The organism is Erwinia sp. S43 (assembly GCF_016624745.1).
Classification (GTDB): Bacteria; Pseudomonadota; Gammaproteobacteria; order Enterobacterales; family Enterobacteriaceae; genus Erwinia; species Erwinia coffeiphila.
Genome location: NZ_JACVTX010000013.1, coordinates 50,400 through 68,105 on the forward strand (window position 1 = coordinate 50,400; position 17,706 = coordinate 68,105).

Annotated in this window: 15 protein-coding genes; 9 read left to right on the forward strand and 6 right to left on the reverse strand. The window is 53.5% G+C overall.

Going from position 1 to position 17,706, the window contains the following annotated elements; translation table 11 throughout:
- Window positions 1-13: 13 nt before the first annotated feature.
- Together IBT47_RS16060 and pyrD are read right to left on the reverse strand one after the other, a co-directional pair.
- Window positions 14-559 carry a cell division protein ZapC gene (locus IBT47_RS16060; RefSeq protein ID WP_200561410.1) on the reverse strand — a complete coding sequence of 182 codons (546 nt, stop codon included), beginning with the start codon at window positions 557-559 and terminating at the stop codon, window positions 14-16.
- A gap of 173 nt (window positions 560-732) precedes the next feature.
- Window positions 733-1,743: a quinone-dependent dihydroorotate dehydrogenase gene (pyrD, locus tag IBT47_RS16065; protein ID WP_105593417.1), complete on the reverse strand. Its 1,011-nt coding sequence runs from the start codon at window positions 1,741-1,743 to the stop codon at window positions 733-735.
- 257 nt (window positions 1,744-2,000) lie between these two features.
- On the opposite strand from pyrD, the gene ssuE reads away from it, so the two are divergent.
- From ssuE to ssuB, 4 genes are all read left to right on the forward strand, one after another.
- Window positions 2,001-2,552: an NADPH-dependent FMN reductase gene (gene ssuE, locus IBT47_RS16070; RefSeq protein WP_105593418.1), complete on the forward strand. Its 552-nt coding sequence runs from the start codon at window positions 2,001-2,003 to the stop codon at window positions 2,550-2,552.
- 54 nt (window positions 2,553-2,606) lie between these two features.
- Entirely contained in the window at window positions 2,607-3,752 is a 1,146-nt protein-coding gene (ssuD, locus tag IBT47_RS16075) for an FMNH2-dependent alkanesulfonate monooxygenase (protein ID WP_200561412.1), read from the forward strand.
- A 74-nt stretch (window positions 3,753-3,826) separates the two neighbouring features.
- Window positions 3,827-4,618 carry an aliphatic sulfonate ABC transporter permease SsuC gene (gene ssuC, locus IBT47_RS16080; RefSeq protein WP_200561414.1) on the forward strand — a complete coding sequence of 264 codons (792 nt, stop codon included), beginning with the start codon at window positions 3,827-3,829 and terminating at the stop codon, window positions 4,616-4,618.
- The gene (gene ssuB, locus IBT47_RS16085; protein ID WP_200561416.1) at window positions 4,615-5,403 is read left to right on the forward strand and encodes an aliphatic sulfonates ABC transporter ATP-binding protein; all 789 of its coding nucleotides are present in this window, start codon (window positions 4,615-4,617) and stop codon (window positions 5,401-5,403) included. Before ssuC ends, ssuB begins: the two co-directional genes overlap by 4 nt.
- 50 nt (window positions 5,404-5,453) lie before the next feature.
- On the opposite strand, the gene pepN is transcribed toward ssuB, so the two are convergent.
- Window positions 5,454-8,069: an aminopeptidase N gene (pepN, locus tag IBT47_RS16090; protein WP_200561418.1), complete on the reverse strand. Its 2,616-nt coding sequence runs from the start codon at window positions 8,067-8,069 to the stop codon at window positions 5,454-5,456.
- 262 nt (window positions 8,070-8,331) lie between these two features.
- Here pepN and pncB point away from each other — a divergent pair, with 262 nt between their 5' ends.
- From pncB to IBT47_RS16115, 5 genes are all read left to right on the forward strand, one after another.
- Window positions 8,332-9,537 (forward strand): nicotinate phosphoribosyltransferase, encoded by a 1,206-nt coding sequence (gene pncB, locus IBT47_RS16095; protein ID WP_200561420.1) that lies wholly within the window; start codon window positions 8,332-8,334, stop codon window positions 9,535-9,537.
- A gap of 167 nt (window positions 9,538-9,704) precedes the next feature.
- Window positions 9,705-11,105: an asparagine--tRNA ligase gene (asnS, locus tag IBT47_RS16100; RefSeq protein ID WP_105593425.1), complete on the forward strand. Its 1,401-nt coding sequence runs from the start codon at window positions 9,705-9,707 to the stop codon at window positions 11,103-11,105.
- Window positions 11,106-11,403: 298 nt separating this feature from the next.
- A complete protein-coding gene (gene ompC, locus IBT47_RS16105; protein WP_279355976.1) occupies window positions 11,404-12,507 on the forward strand; it encodes a porin OmpC in 1,104 nt (367 codons plus the stop codon).
- A 232-nt stretch (window positions 12,508-12,739) separates the two neighbouring features.
- Window positions 12,740-13,030, forward strand: a complete 291-nt coding sequence (locus tag IBT47_RS16110; protein ID WP_200561422.1) for a hypothetical protein — start codon at window positions 12,740-12,742, stop codon at window positions 13,028-13,030.
- Between the two features lie 111 nt (window positions 13,031-13,141).
- Entirely contained in the window at window positions 13,142-14,332 is a 1,191-nt protein-coding gene (locus IBT47_RS16115; protein WP_200561424.1) for an amino acid aminotransferase, read from the forward strand.
- 47 nt (window positions 14,333-14,379) lie between these two features.
- On the opposite strand, the gene IBT47_RS16120 is transcribed toward IBT47_RS16115, so the two are convergent.
- The 3 genes from IBT47_RS16120 to ldtD all read right to left on the reverse strand — a co-directional run bounded on the left by IBT47_RS16120 (window position 14,380) and on the right by ldtD (window position 17,639).
- Window positions 14,380-15,009 (reverse strand): MBL fold metallo-hydrolase, encoded by a 630-nt coding sequence (locus IBT47_RS16120; protein WP_200561426.1) that lies wholly within the window; start codon window positions 15,007-15,009, stop codon window positions 14,380-14,382.
- 42 nt (window positions 15,010-15,051) lie between these two features.
- The gene (locus IBT47_RS16125) at window positions 15,052-15,600 is read right to left on the reverse strand and encodes a YcbK family protein (protein ID WP_200545789.1); all 549 of its coding nucleotides are present in this window, start codon (window positions 15,598-15,600) and stop codon (window positions 15,052-15,054) included.
- 185 nt (window positions 15,601-15,785) lie between these two features.
- Complete coding sequence (gene ldtD, locus IBT47_RS16130) at window positions 15,786-17,639, reverse strand: L,D-transpeptidase (protein WP_200561428.1); 1,854 nt, start codon at window positions 17,637-17,639, stop codon at window positions 15,786-15,788.
- Window positions 17,640-17,706 lie beyond the last annotated feature (67 nt).

A 17,706-nucleotide genomic window follows, 5' to 3' on the forward strand; every position in this document is an offset into this window, starting at 1 on the left:
CTTGCGCGGTGAGTTACACCGCGCGAGCAAACCGCAGCGCATCAGGTTTAACCTGAGGCGTAAGACGATCGTGCATAATTTTTATCGCATCACCCAGCATCATACTGCGGCCGGCCAGAATGAGCTCCGGCTGAGCCAGCAGGCAAAGCGCCGCGTTCTCACCCGATTCAACGACGATCATTGTCGCCTGCTCACCGCTATCGCTAACGGTAACGCAAACCAGATCGCCTTCCTCAGGACGGAAGCCACCGTGCGTCTGAGTCACAAAATGCCAGCTCTTCGGCATCAGCGGCTTGAGGAAACGGGTCGCCACCAGCACGTTCAGCACCAATTCAGCGTGCTGTTCAGAATCCAGCTCTGCCTGGCGGCATCGCTCAGCAAAGGTGAAAAATAGTGCAGCGTCATCGACACAAAAGCCTGAAACATCAAAGGCATCCGGCGTGAGCATCTTGCGGGGAAAACGTGAGCGAAATGGCTGTTCACGAGCCAGGTCCAGCATCATACGGTCTTGTTCTGCGTCGAAAAACCAACGCCAGTTATCGTCCGGTTTTATCCTCATGATGAGTCCTGTAGTAATAATGGGTTACAGATGTCCGGAAAAATATTCATGGTCCGGGAAAAAAACGGCTGTTTTTTAACTTACAGCAACACGCCAAATTGACTTAATAGCGATCTAACAGAACAAAATATAAACGAGCCAGAGGCGAAAATAAAGCCCCTGGCATTTTTTACTCAAATATGGGTCACAATTTCTTTTATTAGTGGCGGACCTTTGTAAATAAAGCCGGAATATATTTGTACCAGTGAAGCTCCCGCTTCCATTTTTTCACGCGCTGAAACCAGGGAATCAATACCGCCCACGCCAATAATTGGCATGCTGCCCTTCAGCTCAGCAGAGAGTCGCCGAATAATTTCCGTACTGCGCAACTGTACGGGACGGCCACTCAGCCCACCGGCTTCATCACAATGTTTTAACCCTTTAATCAAAGAACGATCGAGGGTCGTATTGGTGGCAATAACGCCATCAATATTGTGTCGCTGCAAACTATCGGCAACCTGGATCAATTCCTCTTCAGAAAGATCGGGCGCGATCTTCACCGCGACAGGAACATATTTATGATGAAGCTGTTGAAGTTCACCCTGCCGGGTTTTAATCGCCTGCAGCAAATCATCCAGCGCTTCACCATATTGCAGACTGCGAAGGCCCGGTGTGTTCGGCGAGGAAATGTTGATGGCGATATAGCCCGCGTACGGATAAATTTTATCCATACAGGTTAAATAATCTTCTTTTCCCTGCTCAACCGGCGTGTCTTTATTCTTACCGATATTAATGCCGAGAATGCCGTCATAGTGGGCTTTCTTAACGTTCTCTACCAGATGGTCAACGCCCAGATTATTAAATCCCATGCGATTAATGATGCCCTGCGCTTCTACAACGCGGAACATGCGAGGCTTATCATTACCCGGCTGCGGACGCGGGGTGACCGTACCAATTTCAATAAAACCAAACCCCATTGCGCCAAAGGCATCAATGCATTCACCGTTTTTATCCAGCCCGGCAGCCAGCCCCAGCGGATTTTTAAACGTCAGCCCCATGCAATTAACCGGTTTAAACGGCAATGACTGGCGGATCAGGGCGGTGAAGGGGGTGCCGGAAAGGCGCGTCAGCTGCTGCAAAGTCAGTTCATGCGCGCGCTCAGGATCGAGCTGGAACAGCGCCTTACGAACGAGGGGATAATACATGGTCACTCCTGAGGTCCCGATAGAAAATCGGGGTCGTATTATCCGGTATTCAGCCACTAAATGGAAACGTCGTGGCGTAAAAGCTAAAAAAAAGTGCGTCCTGTTAGCGACACCGTCAACACCGCCAGCCGCTATATGAAAAAAATGGCAAAAAAATGCCGGATAAATCATTTAAGCCCCTCTTCCTGCTCTGTCAGGATAAGCCAATCAGTTCTTGAATGTGTTTAATTAATAACTTTTAGCTATAAGGAGTGGTTATGCGCGTTATTACTCTGGCGGGAAGCCCCCGCTTTCCCTCTCGCTCCACCGCACTGTTGACGGTGTGCCAGCATGCCCTTGAACAGCGCGGCGTTGAGGTGACTCCGTGGAATCTGCATAACTTCCATCCTGAAGATCTGCTTTACGCGCGCTTTGACTCCCCCGCCCTGCTAGCCTTTAAGGAAGATCTGGAAAAAGCCGACGGACTGATCGTTTCAACGCCGGTCTATAAAGCGTCTTTTGCCGGTGCGCTGAAAACCCTGCTCGATTTACTGCCGGAACGCGCACTGGAACATAAGGTGGTTCTGCCGCTGGCCACCGGCGGCACCGTTGCCCACCTGCTGGCGGTCGATTATGCGCTGAAGCCGGTGCTTAACGCCCTGAAAGCGCAGGAGGTACTCCACGGCGTATTTGCCGACGACAGCCAGATCGCCCACTACGACCGTCAGCCTGAATTATCCGCTGGACTGGCTGCACGCCTTGAGGAATCGGTAGATACCTTCTGGCATGCGCTGGCCCGCCGCCATCAACCGCTGGCCGCAGCCGTTTAACCCGTTTCTGTTTTCTGCTGGCGCAGCCACGCCCCTGAATTAAGGAGTAAAACGATGAGCCTGTCCGTCTTCTGGTTCCTTCCCACTCACGGTGATGGTCATTATCTGGGTACCAACCAGGGTGCCCGCCCGGTGGATTACACCTATCTGCAACAAATTGCCCAGGCAACAGACCGCCTGGGATTTGGCGGTGTGCTAATCCCGACAGGGCGATCGTGTGAGGACGCCTGGCTGGTTGCTGCTTCGCTCATTCCGGTGACACAGCGTCTGCGCTTTTTGGTTGCTCTTCGTCCGGGCGTCACATCACCGACCCATGCGGCTCGCCAGGCCGCGACGCTCGATCGTCTTTCCAACGGCCGCGCCCTGTTTAACCTGGTGACTGGTGGGGATGCAGAAGAACTGGCGGGTGACGGCGTGTTCCTCGACCACCGTGAGCGCTATGCTGAGTCAGCAGAATTTACCCGCGTCTGGCGCCGGGTGCTGGAAGGCGAAACCGTTGATTATGAAGGCAAGCATGTCAATGTGCGCGGCGCACGGCTGATGTTTAAACCGGTACAGCAGCCAAGGCCACCGCTGTGGTTCGGCGGCTCATCCGAGGTCGCTCAGGATCTGGCGGCGGAACAGGTCGATGTCTATCTGACATGGGGCGAACCTCCTGCACAGGTAAAAGAAAAAATTGCTCAGGTACAGGCAAAAGCCGCCGCACTGGGTCGTAAAGTACGCTTTGGTATCCGCCTCCACGTGATCGTCCGCGAAACCAATGAGGAAGCCTGGCAGGCCGCCGACCGACTGATCTCCCATCTTGATGATGCCACCATTGCCAAAGCCCAGGCCGCACTGGCGCGTACCGACTCCGTCGGCCAGCAGCGGATGGCCGCTCTGCACGGCGGCAAGCGGGACAAACTGGAGATCGCGCCGAATCTGTGGGCTGGAGTCGGTCTGGTGCGCGGCGGTGCCGGTACGGCCCTGGTCGGTGATGGCCCGACGATAGCCGCAAGAATGCAGGAGTACGCTGACCTCGGCATTGAAACCTTTATTCTTTCCGGTTATCCGCATCTGGAAGAGGCCTATCGTGTGGGTGAACTGCTGTTCCCGCATCTCGATCTGGCGATCCCGGAGGTGCCGCAGCCTGCGAAAATCAATGCCCACGGTGAGCACGTTGCGCATGATTTCGCGCCGCAGAAAGTTTCTCAAAGCTAACAACGCCCCGCCGTGCTGATGTGCGGGCGTTTTGGTTTTACAGCAATACCCGCCGAGAGGGTTCAGAGGTAGGCATGAGTAAAGCAACTAAACATATCACCAATGCCCTGCTGCCGTGGGCGCTACCGGTACTGCTGGTCGTGGTCTGGCAGCTGGCTTCTCAAACCGGCTGGCTTTCCACACGTATTCTGCCGTCCCCCGAGTCGGTGCTTGTCACTTTCTGGCGGCTTTCCGCCAGCGGGGAACTGTGGCAGCATCTGGCTATCAGCGGCTGGCGCGCCCTGCTGGGCTTTAGCATAGGTGGTTCAATTGGTCTGCTGCTGGGCCTGATAACCGGCATGTCACGCCTGGGCGAGCGCCTGCTGGACACTTCCGTACAGATGCTGCGCAATGTACCTCACCTGGCGCTAATCCCGCTGGTAATACTGTGGTTTGGCATTGATGAATCCGCCAAGATCTTTCTGGTCGCCCTCGGCACCCTGTTCCCCATCTATCTGAATACCTATCACGGTATTCGCAATGTCGATCGCGGCCTGGTGGAAATGGCGCGCAGCTATGGACTCTCTGGCTGGAGCCTGTTTATTCAGGTTGTGCTGCCGGGTGCGCTGCCCTCAATTATGGTTGGCGTACGCTTCGCTCTTGGTCTGATGTGGCTGACGCTGATTGTCGCTGAAACAATTTCCGCCAATTCAGGTATCGGCTATCTGGCGATGAACGCCCGCGAATTTTTACAAACCGATGTGGTCGTGGTGGCGATCGTTCTTTACGCCCTGCTGGGGAAACTGGCTGATGTCAGCGCCCAGCTACTGGAACGCATCTGGCTGCGCTGGCATCCGGCATATCAACTAAAAGAGGAGAATGCATGAGCGAGCTAAGTTCTGCTCCGGCGCGTTTGAACGCAGGGACACCGTTAAACATTAACGGTGTCAGCAAACAGTACAATGGCCGCACCGTACTGAACAGCATCGATCTGCATATTCCCTCAGGACAATTTGTGGCAGTGGTCGGTCGCAGCGGCTGCGGTAAAAGTACCCTGTTACGGCTGCTGGCCGGGTTGGAGAAAGCCAGCAGCGGCGAACTTCTGGCCGGCAGCGCACCGCTCAACGAGGCGCGCGAAGATATCCGGCTAATGTTTCAGGATGCCCGATTACTGCCGTGGAAAAGCGTCATTGATAACGTCGGCCTGGGACTAAAAGGGCGTGACTGGAAGCAAAATGCGCTGGAGGCACTTGCCGCCGTCGGGCTGGCCGATCGCGCCGGAGAATGGCCCGCGGCCCTCTCGGGTGGTCAGAAACAGCGTGTGGCACTGGCCAGAGCGCTGATTCATCGTCCAGGACTGCTGCTGCTGGATGAGCCACTCGGTGCGCTGGATGCCTTAACGCGGATTGAAATGCAGGACCTGATTGAGTCGCTGTGGCAGCAGCATCACTTCACCGTACTACTGGTCACGCACGACGTCAGCGAAGCGGTGGCGATGGCAGACCGCGTGCTGTTAATAGAGGAGGGAAATATTGGCCTCGATCTGAGCATTGACCTGCCGCGCCCGCGACGGAAAGGCTCCGTACGGCTGGCCGAGCTGGAAGCCGAAGTCCTCGATCGCGTGCTGAAGCGCCCGGCAGCTCCCGCTGAACCGCGCTACGCACAGCGCTAAAAATAAAGGGGCGATGTAATCGCCCCCTTTGCTTAACGCTGGCACCAAATTCAGGCGTTCAGCGCTTTCTCGATTTTCTCGAACAGATCGCCAGAAAGCTTATCCAGCCCCTTCAACTGCTCCAGCGCTTTACGCATCAACGCCTGGCGGGAGGCATCGTAACGCTTCAGACGAATCAGCGGTTCGATCAGCCGTGCCGCAATCTGCGGATTGCGGGTATTCAGATCGGTCAGCATTTCAACCAGGAACTGATAGCCGCTGCCGTCCTGCGCGTGGAACGCCGACGGATTGGCTGCGGCAAACGCCCCGACCAGCGAGCGAACGCGGTTCGGGTTACCGAGAGTGAACGAACGGTGATTCAGCAATGCTCTGACCTGGGTCAGCACATCCTCAGCCGGGCTGGTTGCCTGCAGGGCAAACCATTTGTCCATCACCAGTCCGTCATGATGCCAGCGCTCATCAAACGCCGCCAGCAGCTCAGTACGGCACGGCAGCTGTGCTGCGACAGACGCGGCCAGCGCGGCGATACTGTCGGTCATATTGTTAGCATGGTGATACTGATTGCTGACCAGTTTATCCGCCGCCGCCGCATCACCGAACGCCAGATAACTCAGGCAGACATTTTTCAGCGCACGCAGGCCGATATCCGCATGTTCAATACGATATTCAGCGGTTTGATTCGCCCGGTATACAGCCAGCAGCTCATCCGTCAGTTCCTCAGCCAGCGTGCGTACCAGCGCTTCGCGTACCGCCGCGATTGCCTGTGGATCGATGGTATCGAACAGCTCGGCAATTTCATTTTCACTCGGCAGCGTCAGGATTAACGCCATCAGCGCCGGATCGCTGTTCTCTTCTAACAGCACTGCGCGGAAGGCATCCGCCACGTGCAGCGGCAGAGAGAGCGGCTGCCCTTGCTGATAGCGGGCAACGTTCAGCCGGATATGATTCACCATCAGACTCTGCGCGGCATCCCAGCGCGAAAAATCGTTACGCGCGTGGCGCATCAGGAAGGTGAGCTGCGCATCGCTCCAGTTGTAATCCAGTTTGACCGGTGCGGAGAACTCACGCAGCAGCGAAGGTACGGGCTGGACTGGAACGCCATCAAAAACAAACGTCTGGAAGCTTTCGGTAACGTTCAGCACGTTATGTACAGGGTGGCCGTTGTGCTGCAGCGGGATTGCCTGACCTTTGCTGTCGTACAGCTCAATATCCAGCGGAATATGCAGCGGCAGTTTCTCCTGACGATCGGCGGTCGGCGGCGTCATCTGGGTGACGTGCAGCGTATATTGCTCAAGCTCAGGGTTATAGTCATCGCGCACGCTCAGTACCGGTGTACCCGACTGGCTGTACCAGCGGCGGAACTGCGACAGATCGACATTCGATGCGTCTTCCATCGCCTGCACAAAGTCATCACAGGTTGCCGCACTGCCGTCATGACGTTCGAAATAGAGCTGCATGCCTTTCTGGAAGCCCGCTTCACCCAGCAGCGTGTGCATCATGCGGATCACTTCCGAACCTTTTTCATACACCGTCAGCGTGTAGAAGTTGTTCATCTCGATCACCTGCTCCGGGCGAATCGGATGCGCCATCGGGCTGGCATCTTCCGCAAACTGCGCGCCGCGCATTACGCGCACATTATCAATACGGTTAACCGGGCGGGAGCCCAGATCCGAACTGAACTCCTGATCGCGGAACACGGTCAGCCCCTCTTTCAGGCTGAGCTGGAACCAGTCGCGGCAGGTCACGCGGTTGCCCGTCCAGTTATGGAAATATTCGTGGCCAATCACCGCCTCAATACCGAGATAATCTTTATCGGTTGCGGTTTCCGCCTTCGCCAGTACGTATTTAGAGTTAAAGACGTTCAGGCCTTTATTTTCCATGGCGCCCATGTTGAAGAAATCAACGGCCACGATCATAAAGATATCCAGGTCATATTCCAGACCGAAGCGCTCTTCATCCCACTTCATGCTGTTTTTCAGCGAGGTCATCGCCCAGTCGGCGCGGTCAAGGTTGCCGCGATCGACAAAGATCTCCAGCGCCACATCACGGCCGGAGCGGGTGTGGAAACTGTCACGCAGCACGTCAAAATCACCGGCAACCAGCGCAAACAGGTAGCAGGGTTTCGGGAACGGGTCCTGCCATTTGGTCCAGTGACGACCACCTTCAAGTTCGCCGCCATCAATGCGATTACCGTTCGACAGTAAATAAGGATACAACGCCTGCTCGGCAATAATGGTTGTCGTGAAGCGGGCCAGTACGTCCGGGCGGTCAAGATACCAGGTTATATGGCGGAAACCTTCCGCTTCACACTGGGTACACAGGGCCTCGCCGGACTTGTACAATCCCTCAAGTGCGGTGTTTTTATCCGGGTGGATCTCATTGACAATCTTTAGCGTAAACGCGTCAGGCAGGTGGCTGATAATTAACGCCCCCTCTTCCAGCCGATAATGCTCCCAGGGCTGTTCATCGACGGCAATCGACACCAGCGACAGATCTTCGCCGTCCAGACGCAGCTCGGCGTCAGAGTGCGCCAATCGCTTAATCTGACTAACGGCGGTCACCCTGGTAGTACTGGCATTAAGATCGAACGTCAGATCGATATCGGTAATCGTGTAGTCGGGTGCACGATAATCATGGCGGTTCTTAGCTTGCGGCAGTTGCGTCATAAGTCCTTCTCACGTCGATAATTAATTTAACATTTCAAGTTTATTCCTGTTATCGCACGGTTGCCACGTTGATTCCACACGAAACGCGGGATTGATGGAAAATGATACATACTGTTAACATGAGCACATAATGTCCTCGACCAGCCCGTCTGAATTGTGCTGTGATCGGGTTCAATAAATGAGTATTCGGGTTATACTCCTGCGACTTTTTTCCATTTGAACCAGGGATAACGCTCTTCGCCAGAGGATGCTGAAACGCACCATGACACGACACGCTTCCCCGATTTTGACTACGCTTCTGGACACCGACGCCTACAAACTTCATATGCAGCAGGCGGTTTTTCACCGGTATCATGACGTTACGGTTGCAGCTGAATTTCGCTGCCGTGGTGACGATATGCTGGGCCTGTATGCCGATGAAATCGTGCAGCAGATAAAGATGATGGCTACGCTGGCGTTGAACGATCAAGAGTTCACCTATCTCTCCGGCCTGCCTTTCTTTACCGCTGACTATCTCGCCTGGCTAAGGGAATTCCGATACGATCCGCAACAGGTTCAGGTACGCAATAATCTGGGCAAGCTGGATATCCGTATCAGCGGCCCGTGGCGTGAAGTAATTATGTGGGAAGTCCCACTGCTTGCGCTGATCAGTGAAGTCGTGCATCGCCACCGCTCTCCGCTGGTGACGGCGGAAATGGCCGTCGATAAACTCAAAAGCAAACTCGACCAGTTCGCAGATTTGACCGCCGATCTGGATATGTCGCGCTTCCGTTTGATGGACTTTGGCACACGTCGCCGCTTCTCGTGGGATGTGCATCTGGCGATTGTCAGCACGCTGAAGCAGGATTTCCCCTGGCTGGTAGGTTCGAGCAATTATGAGATTGCCCGCCGGCTGGATATCGCGCCAATGGGCACGCAGGCCCATGAATGGTTCCAGGCACATCAGCAAATCAGCCCGGTACTGGCGAACAGTCAGCGCGCAGCACTGCAGGCCTGGCTGGAAGAGTACCCCGATCAGTTGGGTATCGCCCTCACCGACTGCATTACGATGGATGCCTTCCTGCGCGATTTTGGCCGCAACTTTGCCAGCGCCTATCAGGGATTGCGCCATGATTCCGGTGAGCCGCAGGAGTGGGGAGAAAAAGCGATTGCCCATTATCAGCAGTTGGGAATCGACCCGCTCAGCAAAACACTGGTGTTCTCCGATAATCTGGATCTCGACAGCGCCGTGGCGCTTTACCGCCATTTCGGCCAGCGTATTAACGTGGCGTTCGGTATTGGCACACGCCTGACCTGCGATATTCCTCAGGTTAAACCGCTAAACATCGTCATTAAACTGGTCGAGTGTAACGGCAAACCGGTAGCCAAGCTTTCCGACAGCCCCGGCAAAACGATTTGCCAGGATCAGGCCTTCGTTCGCGCACTGCGTAAAGCTTTCGATCTGCCGCTGGTGAAGAAAGCCAGTTAGGACTTCTATCAGGGCCAGATGCTTTCTGGCCCGCAACTCCGCCAATACTGAATAAATCTCCCCACATTCATTGAATTCCTCTTGTTTCTCCTCGCCCGGCAAGTAACATAGCAAGACCCAAAATTTGGGGTAACCATTCCTATTCAGATCAATAGTGAGAGACTTATATGAGCGTTGTGCCTGTAGCGGATGTACTGCACGGCCGGGTTGCGGTTGACAGCGAAGTCACCGTACGTGGCTGGGTGCGTACCCGAAGAGATTCAAAAGCCGGTATTTCCTTTATCGCCGTTTATGACGGCTCCTGCTTTAATCCCGTTCAGGCTGTGGTCAATAATTCTCTGAATAATTATCAGGATGAAGTACTGCGTCTGACCACCGGCTGTTCAGTGATTGTTACCGGCAAAGTGGTGGAATCTCCGGGCGAAGGACAGAGCTTTGAGATTCAGGCGACCCACGTAGAAGTGGTTGGCTGGGTTGACGATCCGGATACTTATCCGATGGCGGCTAAGCGCCACAGCATTGAATATCTGCGAGAAGTGGCTCACCTGCGCCCGCGTACCAACCTGATTGGCGCGGTTGCCCGCGTGCGCCATACGCTGGCCCAGGCGCTGCATCGCTTCTTTGACGAGCAGGGGTTCTTCTGGGTATCTACTCCACTGATCACCGCTTCCGATACCGAAGGTGCCGGTGAGATGTTCCGCGTATCCACGCTGGATCTGGAAAACCTGCCGCGCACGCCGGAAGGCAAAGTCAACTACGAAGAAGATTTCTTCGGCAGAGAGTCGTTCCTGACCGTATCCGGCCAGCTGAACGGTGAAACCTACGCCAGCGCAATCTCTAAAATTTACACCTTCGGTCCGACCTTCCGCGCCGAGAACTCCAACACCAGCCGTCACCTGGCTGAGTTTTGGATGCTGGAGCCGGAAATCGCCTTTGCCGATCTGGAAGATAACGCCGCGCTGGCCGAAGCGATGCTGAAATACGTCTTTAAAGCCGTATTGGAAGAACGTGCCGATGATATGGCCTTCTTCGCCGAGCGCGTAGATAAAGATGCCATCTCTCGCCTGGAGCGGTTTGTTACCACCGACTTTGCCCAGGTCGATTACACCGAAGCGGTAGAGATCCTGCTGGCATCCGGCCAGACCTTTGAGAACCCGGTTTCATGGGGTATCGATCTCTCCTCTGAGCACGAACGTTACCTGGCCGAGAAGCATTTCAAAGCCCCGGTCGTAGTGAAAAACTATCCGAAAGACATCAAAGCGTTTTATATGCGCCTGAACGATGACGGCAAAACCGTTGCGGCGATGGACGTTCTGGCTCCGGGAATTGGTGAAATCATCGGAGGTTCCCAGCGTGAAGAACGTTTAGACGTTCTTGATGCACGTCTGGCAGAAATGGGACTGAATAAAGAAGATTACTGGTGGTATCGCGATCTTCGTCGTTACGGTACCGTTCCTCACTCAGGGTTCGGTTTAGGTTTCGAACGATTAATCGCCTATGTCACCGGGGTACAAAATGTAAGGGATGTTATCGCATTCCCACGTACGCCGCGGAACGCTTCTTTCTGATTTCAGAATTAAATATAAGAAATTCATATATATACAAAGGCCAGCCTCGCTGGCCTTTTTTTATTTTTGTAAATTTTGAGTTGACTCACAAAGTTCCCTGTTTTTTACATCTTGTTACACACATTTTCTTATTGTAACCAGAATAGGATATTAGTAGCATTTTCCAACTAGATTAACCGCGCTACGAATGGAAAGATGCGTGCAGACACAGGAAGACACCAAACTCTCATCATAGTTCTGTAACGAATTATTGACGGCAGTGGCAGGTGTCCAAATAACTCCAATGAGGGTAATAAAAATGATGAAGCGCAACATTCTTGCAGTGGTAATCCCAGCTCTGTTAGCAGCTGGTGCAGCCAACGCAGCAGAAATCTACAACAAAGACGGCAACAAACTGGATCTGTACGGTAAAGTTGATGCGCGTCACACTTTCTCTGACAACGCTGGCGACGACGGCGATGCAACTTATGTGCGTTTCGGTTTTAAAGGCGAAACTCAGATCAATGACCAGCTGACCGGTTACGGCCAGTGGGAATACAACGTTCAGGCTAACCACACTGAAGGCGGCGCTGACGTTCAAGACGGTAACAAAACCCGTCTGGGCTTTGCTGGTCTGAAATTCGGCGACGCGGGTTCATTCGACTACGGTCGTAACTACGGCGTGATCTACGACGCAATGTCTTACACTGACCAGCTGCCAGTGTTCGGCGATGACACCCTGTACCAGGACAACGACAACTTCCTGATCGGTCGTTCTTCAGGTGTTGCTACTTACCGTAACAGCAACTTCTTCGGTCTGGTTGACGGCCTGAGCTTCGCTGTACAGTACCAGGGCAAAAACGAAGGCCGTGAAGTTCAACTTCAGAACGGCGACGGCTGGGGTACTTCTGTAGCCTATGACACCGGCATGGGCATCAGCGCAGTAGGTTCTTACTTCTCTGCTAACCGTACCGTTGATCAGAAAGCAGACGGCACCGGCGACAAAGCGGATGCATACGGTCTGGGTCTGAAATATGACGCGAACAACGTATACCTGGCGGCGTTCTACGGTGAATCCCGTAACACCACCAACTACGGCAACACCGGCGTAGCTGCTAACAAAACAACCAACTTCGAAGTGGTTGCACAGTACCAGTTCGACTTCGGTCTGCGCCCATCCATCGCTTACCTGCAGTCTAAAGGTAAGGAACTGGACGGCTTCAGCGGTAACGGTTCTACCTTCGGCGGCGGCGATGCTGACCTGGTTAAATACATCGAAGTGGGTACCTACTACTACTTCAACAAAAACATGTCTACCTACGTTGACTACAAAATCAACCTGCTGGATGACACTGATTACACCCGTGCAGCCGGTCGCTCTACCGACGACGTTGTTGGTGTTGGCCTGCAGTACCAGTTCTAATTGCCTTTTGCCGGTGGGATATCCCACCGCGCAATTTGCAACAAACGGGGCTTCGGCCCCGTTTTTGTTTTTCCATTATCCCCGTTCTGCCAATTTACAGCCCATTACACAGACTCTGCGATCCCCTTCCCAGCCCGGTGATAAATCCACGCTCGTCTAGATATAAAGGGTGATATTTCCAACAGCTGCCGTACACTCATTCTCAGGCAAGGACCTGCATAAGGAAGAGAGTATGGACATCATGATCAATCGTATTGAACAGCTTGAAAAAGACACCGGCCAAATTAAAATCGACCTCGCCTGCCTGATGGCGCGCTCAGAAACATTTGCCACCAAAACTGATTTGGCGGAGCTGAGAACGGAAATGCATCAGAGCCTGGTGGGCATCCATAAAGAAATGGGCGGCATGCACAAAGAGATTGGCAGTATGCACCGAGAGATAACTAACCAGACTCGCTGGATAATTGCTACCGCCGTCGCCATTGCCGCTACCTGCATGACCATCGTCAAAGTTTTCTTTTAATGAAGCTTGATCTTTACCCGGCTTTTTTAGCGCAAACGGTTGGCAATTTCAGCTTTCTGACGGTAACCTGATTGCTCACTTCGCTTTAGATTAAGCTAACGGACTTCAATTATGTTTGAACGTATTGCAGCTGCACCCGCCGATCCCATTCTTGGTTTAGCCGACCTGTTTCGTGCTGACGATCGCCCAAATAAGATCAACCTCGGTATCGGGGTGTATAAAGATGAAACCGGCAAAACGCCGGTGCTGGCCAGCGTAAAAAAAGCTGAGCAGTATCTGCTGGAAAACGAAACAACCAAAAATTACCTTAGCATTGACGGTATTGCTGACTTTGCTCGCTGCACGCAGGAACTTCTGTTTTCAGCCGACAGCGCCATCATCAGCGCTAAACGTGCGCGCACGGCACAAACGCCAGGTGGTACCGGTGCGCTGCGTATTGCTGCGGACTTTATTGCTAACCAGACCAGCGCTAAACGCGTCTGGGTGAGCAATCCTAGCTGGCCGAACCATAAGAACGTGTTTGCCGCTGCCGGGCTGGAAGTCTGTGAATACGCGTATTACGATGCCGCTAATCATGCTCTCGATTTTGATGCACTGGTCAGCAGCCTGGACGCCGCGCAGGCCGGAGACGTGGTTCTGTTCCACGGCTGCTGCCATAACCCGACCGGCATCGACCCAACGGCAGAACAGTGGCAAGCACTGGCAAAACTATCGCTGGCTAAAGGATGGCTACCGCTGTTCGACTTCGCCTATCAGGGCTTCGCACGTGGCCTTGAAGAAGACGCAGAAGGCCTGCGCATCTTTGCCGCCAGCCACCAGGAGCTGATTGTTTGCAGTTCCTATTCGAAGAACTTTGGCCTGTATAACGAGCGCGTAGGCGCATTTACGCTGGTGGCCGCTGAAGCAGCCGTTGCAGATACCGCATTTAGCCAGGTTAAAGCGACAATTCGTGCTAACTACTCTAACCCACCGTCTCACGGTGCAGCTGTCGTCGCGACTATCCTCAGCAACACGGCTCTTCGCGCGCTATGGGAGCAGGAACTGGCCGATATGCGCCAGCGCATCCAGCGTATGCGTCAGCTATTTGTTAATACGCTGCAGGAAAAAGGCGCGAAGGGTGATTTCAGCTTTATCATCAGCCAGAACGGTATGTTCTCATTCAGCGGCCTGACAAAAGACCAGGTCGTACGCCTGCGTGATGAGTTTGGTGTCTATGCGGTTAATTCCGGCCGCGTTAACGTGGCGGGTATGACACCTGATAATATGTCAGCGCTGTGTGAAGCAATCGTCGCCGTACTGTAATTCGCTACGGACGAAATAATAAAGCCTGCGTTTGCAGGCTTTTTTATTTATTGCAGGAAAGGATTGCTGATTCTTTCCCGCCCAAGCGTTGAGATTGGGCCGTGACCGGGAATGAACGTCACGTCATCTCCCAGTGGTAACAGTTTCGTATGGATAGAAGCGATCAAATCGCTGTGGTTGCCCTGTGGGAAATCAGACCGCCCTACGCCACCGTTGAAAATGACGTCGCCAGAAACCAGCAGCCGACCAACCCGGTCAAAAAACACGATGTGGCCTGGGGTATGCCCCGGGCAAAGCAGGACTTCCAGCGTAACGTTACCTACAGCCACCGTTTCGCCCTCTTCCAGCCAGCGATCTGGTGTAAGGGGTGCACAGTAACCAAAGCCAAACATCTGACTCTGAGTCGGTAATCCTTCCAGCCAGAACAGGTCAGCTTTGTGAGGTCCGACAATCTTAACACCGTAGTGTTCCGCTAGCTCGGCGGCGGCCCCGACGTGATCGAGATGCCCGTGGGTCAACAGAATCTGCTTCAGTTCCACATTCAGAGCGGCAATTTCTTGTTTGATCTTGTCCGCATCACCACCCGGATCGACCAGAGCGGCTTCCCGGGTTTCCGGGCACCAAATCACCGAACAGTTCTGCGAGAAAGCCGTAACGGGAATAATATGATAGTTCATAACGCTCCACTGCCGGCAACAACAAAAGGCCGGCGTTCCATTTTACCAGTGCCTTACAGGACCGGTATCAATATGCACAAAGTTACTACTCGGATAGTATCCTACACCACCCGCTCGCAGAGCGAGAGCAGCTTTGCGCACATTGCTGAGAGCAATGCCGTCAATATGGAAATCCATCGCCTGGCCGAGGGTATGGTAGCTGTGTTTAGCCACGCCACGGCTATGGGATCGCAGGGAGTTATTTGTCGCCAGTGAACGATAGCCTGAAATCAACTGTACAGGTTTACGAGTATCCAGCATGGTCTGTAAACGGAAGAGCTGATCGAAGAGATGTGGATCGATAGTCTTTATTTTGTTCGCCCGGTAATCGCGGAAAAAATGATTCAGACGCGCTAATTCGTCCTTGTCATATTTTTTACCATTAAAAAATTCCGTTTTCAGGCTTTCACCGGTATTCAGATTGCTTAGCGTCAATACCCGAGGACGGGAGGTGGAAAGCGAAGCAAATGCCTGTGTCGGAAGGAGAGCAACGCCAAGCGCAGCCCCCCCTAACGCCAACAATTTACGGCGGTTAGAGTCGAATTTGTCCATTAATCAGTATTACCTGGAAAAGTAGTTGGAAACGTGCTTTTACAACACTGCCCAAAACCTTACCGATGTAACAAACCCCCGTCAACCCGACAAAATGTAAACCGGCGCAGAGAAGCTATACACTCCCGCTGCGCCGGTCGGCGACGGTTTTGCTGTCCGCCACAGAACTGCTGAATAATCAACCGCTAGAGCAATAACTGACCAGCGCGCTTCAGGATCTGAGCCCCTGAACGAGCGGTACTGTCATAATTGTAAATATCTGTACGAAACTGTGGTTGTCCGTCATCAGCAACCCACGCGGTAAGATAGTAAAGGTTCACGGGAACGCGCTGGCGGATAGAAACAAATCGGGTATTACCTTCCTTCAGCGCACCGGAAATACGCGTATCGTTCCAGCCGACATCCTGCAATAACAAATTCGCCAAATCGGAAGCGCGATTTACACGTACACAACCAGAACTTAGCGCGCGGATATCCCGCTGGAAGAGACCGTGGTTCGGCGTATCGTGTAAATAGATCGCATCTGAACTTGGCATATTGAATTTATAACGTCCGAGCGAGTTGGTCGGTCCCGGTGCCTGACGGATACGGTATGGGAATGAATCAGCGGACACCATGCTCCAGTTGATCATTGAAGGATCGATGACTTCCGACTCACCGCTCCACCCCGACAGCAACGTATAATTGTGCTTGTAAAGATAGCTGGGGTCCTGCTTCACCTTTGGCACAATATCCTTGCGTACCAGCGTAGTCGGCACATTCCACGGTGGATTAAGTACCACATTGTTCAATGCGCTGCGCATCAACGGCGTTTTACGATCCGGCCGCCCAACGATAACCCGCGAGGACAGAATTTCATTACCGTTAACATAATAGGCCAGTGAATAGTTAGGGATGTTGACCATGATGCCGTTGTGCATGTCATCGGGCAGCAGTCGCAGTCGCTGGATATTTAACGCCAGCAGCGAAGCGCGCAGCTGAGGCGAAACATTCAGCCATTCGCGGGTACGCAGGCCGATTAAACCATCCGCCTCCAGTCCCTGCCAACGCTGAAAGCGCTTCAGACCATCCACCAGATCGGGCGTGTAAACATTATCACTGTTTACCGGCACCACCGTGCCCTGCACGTTACCGATGTTATTCGGTGTTTCTGGCTGTACATCGGTGGTAGTCGTGGCGGACGGACTAACAACAGCGCTGTTGGCGGCCTGGTTCTGCCCTGCTGTGACATCCGGCTGTGCATTATCATCGTCATGAACCATTGGTGCATCAACGGCACCGACTACCTCATCGGCAGGCTTCGGCGGCTCATTTTCTGGAGACATCATCCCTGTACGCTGCAGAATATCTCGCAGCGCGGGCACATCGTTGCTGATTTGCCCCGGGCGAAGGGTTTGTCTGTCGGTCAACTGCGGCCAGGGGCGGCTATCCGTTAACAGCGTTTTCAGGGCATTGTGCATGCGCGAATACTGCGGATGCTGAGGAACCAGCGAGAGAATAAAACCGTTCAGGCTGCCATGCGTCACCGATTTCTGCCACTGATTGATCACCGACAGCGGAGGGGTTTCCATTTTATACGGCACATTGCTGTACAGCCAGACTTCTCCCTTGCTCGGAACACTTGAGGTGAATTGCAAATAGCCCAGCAGCGCATCAGAAAGCACCACGTCACGCGCCAGCCCGCTGATATTTTTATCGGTCAGCATCTTAACCCACTGGGTAAACTGCGGCTGAACGCCAGAAATGGCCACTTCGGCAAGCTGCTGTTGGAACTGCTGGATTGCCTGACGATCCTGCCACATCGGCTGCATACCGCGATTAGCATAGAGCGGAGCCAACGTTTTTAGATAAAACGGGGAACCGAAGCGCGACATCGCTGCGGTAATGTCAGCCTGACTCTGCGCCACGGTAACACGATGATTAGCCGGAGCAGAAACAGGCGGGATTCCTGCCAAAGAGGGAGACACGTATGCCAGCCCAAACATCAGGCTACAGCCGATAACAATGGCCTTAGCGATAGAAGATTTCTGCAGCAACATCCTTGCTCCCTGTATAAGTCAGCAACTAATGCTGAGCGATAGTGAACATCTATTTTAAGTATATAAA

Coding starts and splice junctions, on each gene's coding strand:
- IBT47_RS16125 (WP_200545789.1), bottom strand. CDS start 15,600: ATGGACAAATTCGACTCTAACCGCCGTAAATTGTTGGCGTTAGGGGGG.
- asnS (WP_105593425.1), top strand. CDS start 9,705: ATGAGCGTTGTGCCTGTAGCGGATGTACTGCACGGCCGGGTTGCGGTT.
- ldtD (WP_200561428.1), bottom strand. CDS start 17,639: ATGTTGCTGCAGAAATCTTCTATCGCTAAGGCCATTGTTATCGGCTGT.
- IBT47_RS16060 (WP_200561410.1), bottom strand. CDS start 559: ATGAGGATAAAACCGGACGATAACTGGCGTTGGTTTTTCGACGCAGAA.
- IBT47_RS16115 (WP_200561424.1), top strand. CDS start 13,142: ATGTTTGAACGTATTGCAGCTGCACCCGCCGATCCCATTCTTGGTTTA.
- ssuD (WP_200561412.1), top strand. CDS start 2,607: ATGAGCCTGTCCGTCTTCTGGTTCCTTCCCACTCACGGTGATGGTCAT.
- ssuB (WP_200561416.1), top strand. CDS start 4,615: ATGAGCGAGCTAAGTTCTGCTCCGGCGCGTTTGAACGCAGGGACACCG.
- ompC (WP_279355976.1), top strand. CDS start 11,404: ATGATGAAGCGCAACATTCTTGCAGTGGTAATCCCAGCTCTGTTAGCA.
- pyrD (WP_105593417.1), bottom strand. CDS start 1,743: ATGTATTATCCCCTCGTTCGTAAGGCGCTGTTCCAGCTCGATCCTGAG.
- pepN (WP_200561418.1), bottom strand. CDS start 8,069: ATGACGCAACTGCCGCAAGCTAAGAACCGCCATGATTATCGTGCACCC.
- ssuC (WP_200561414.1), top strand. CDS start 3,827: ATGAGTAAAGCAACTAAACATATCACCAATGCCCTGCTGCCGTGGGCG.
- IBT47_RS16110 (WP_200561422.1), top strand. CDS start 12,740: ATGGACATCATGATCAATCGTATTGAACAGCTTGAAAAAGACACCGGC.
- pncB (WP_200561420.1), top strand. CDS start 8,332: ATGACACGACACGCTTCCCCGATTTTGACTACGCTTCTGGACACCGAC.
- IBT47_RS16120 (WP_200561426.1), bottom strand. CDS start 15,009: ATGAACTATCATATTATTCCCGTTACGGCTTTCTCGCAGAACTGTTCG.
- ssuE (WP_105593418.1), top strand. CDS start 2,001: ATGCGCGTTATTACTCTGGCGGGAAGCCCCCGCTTTCCCTCTCGCTCC.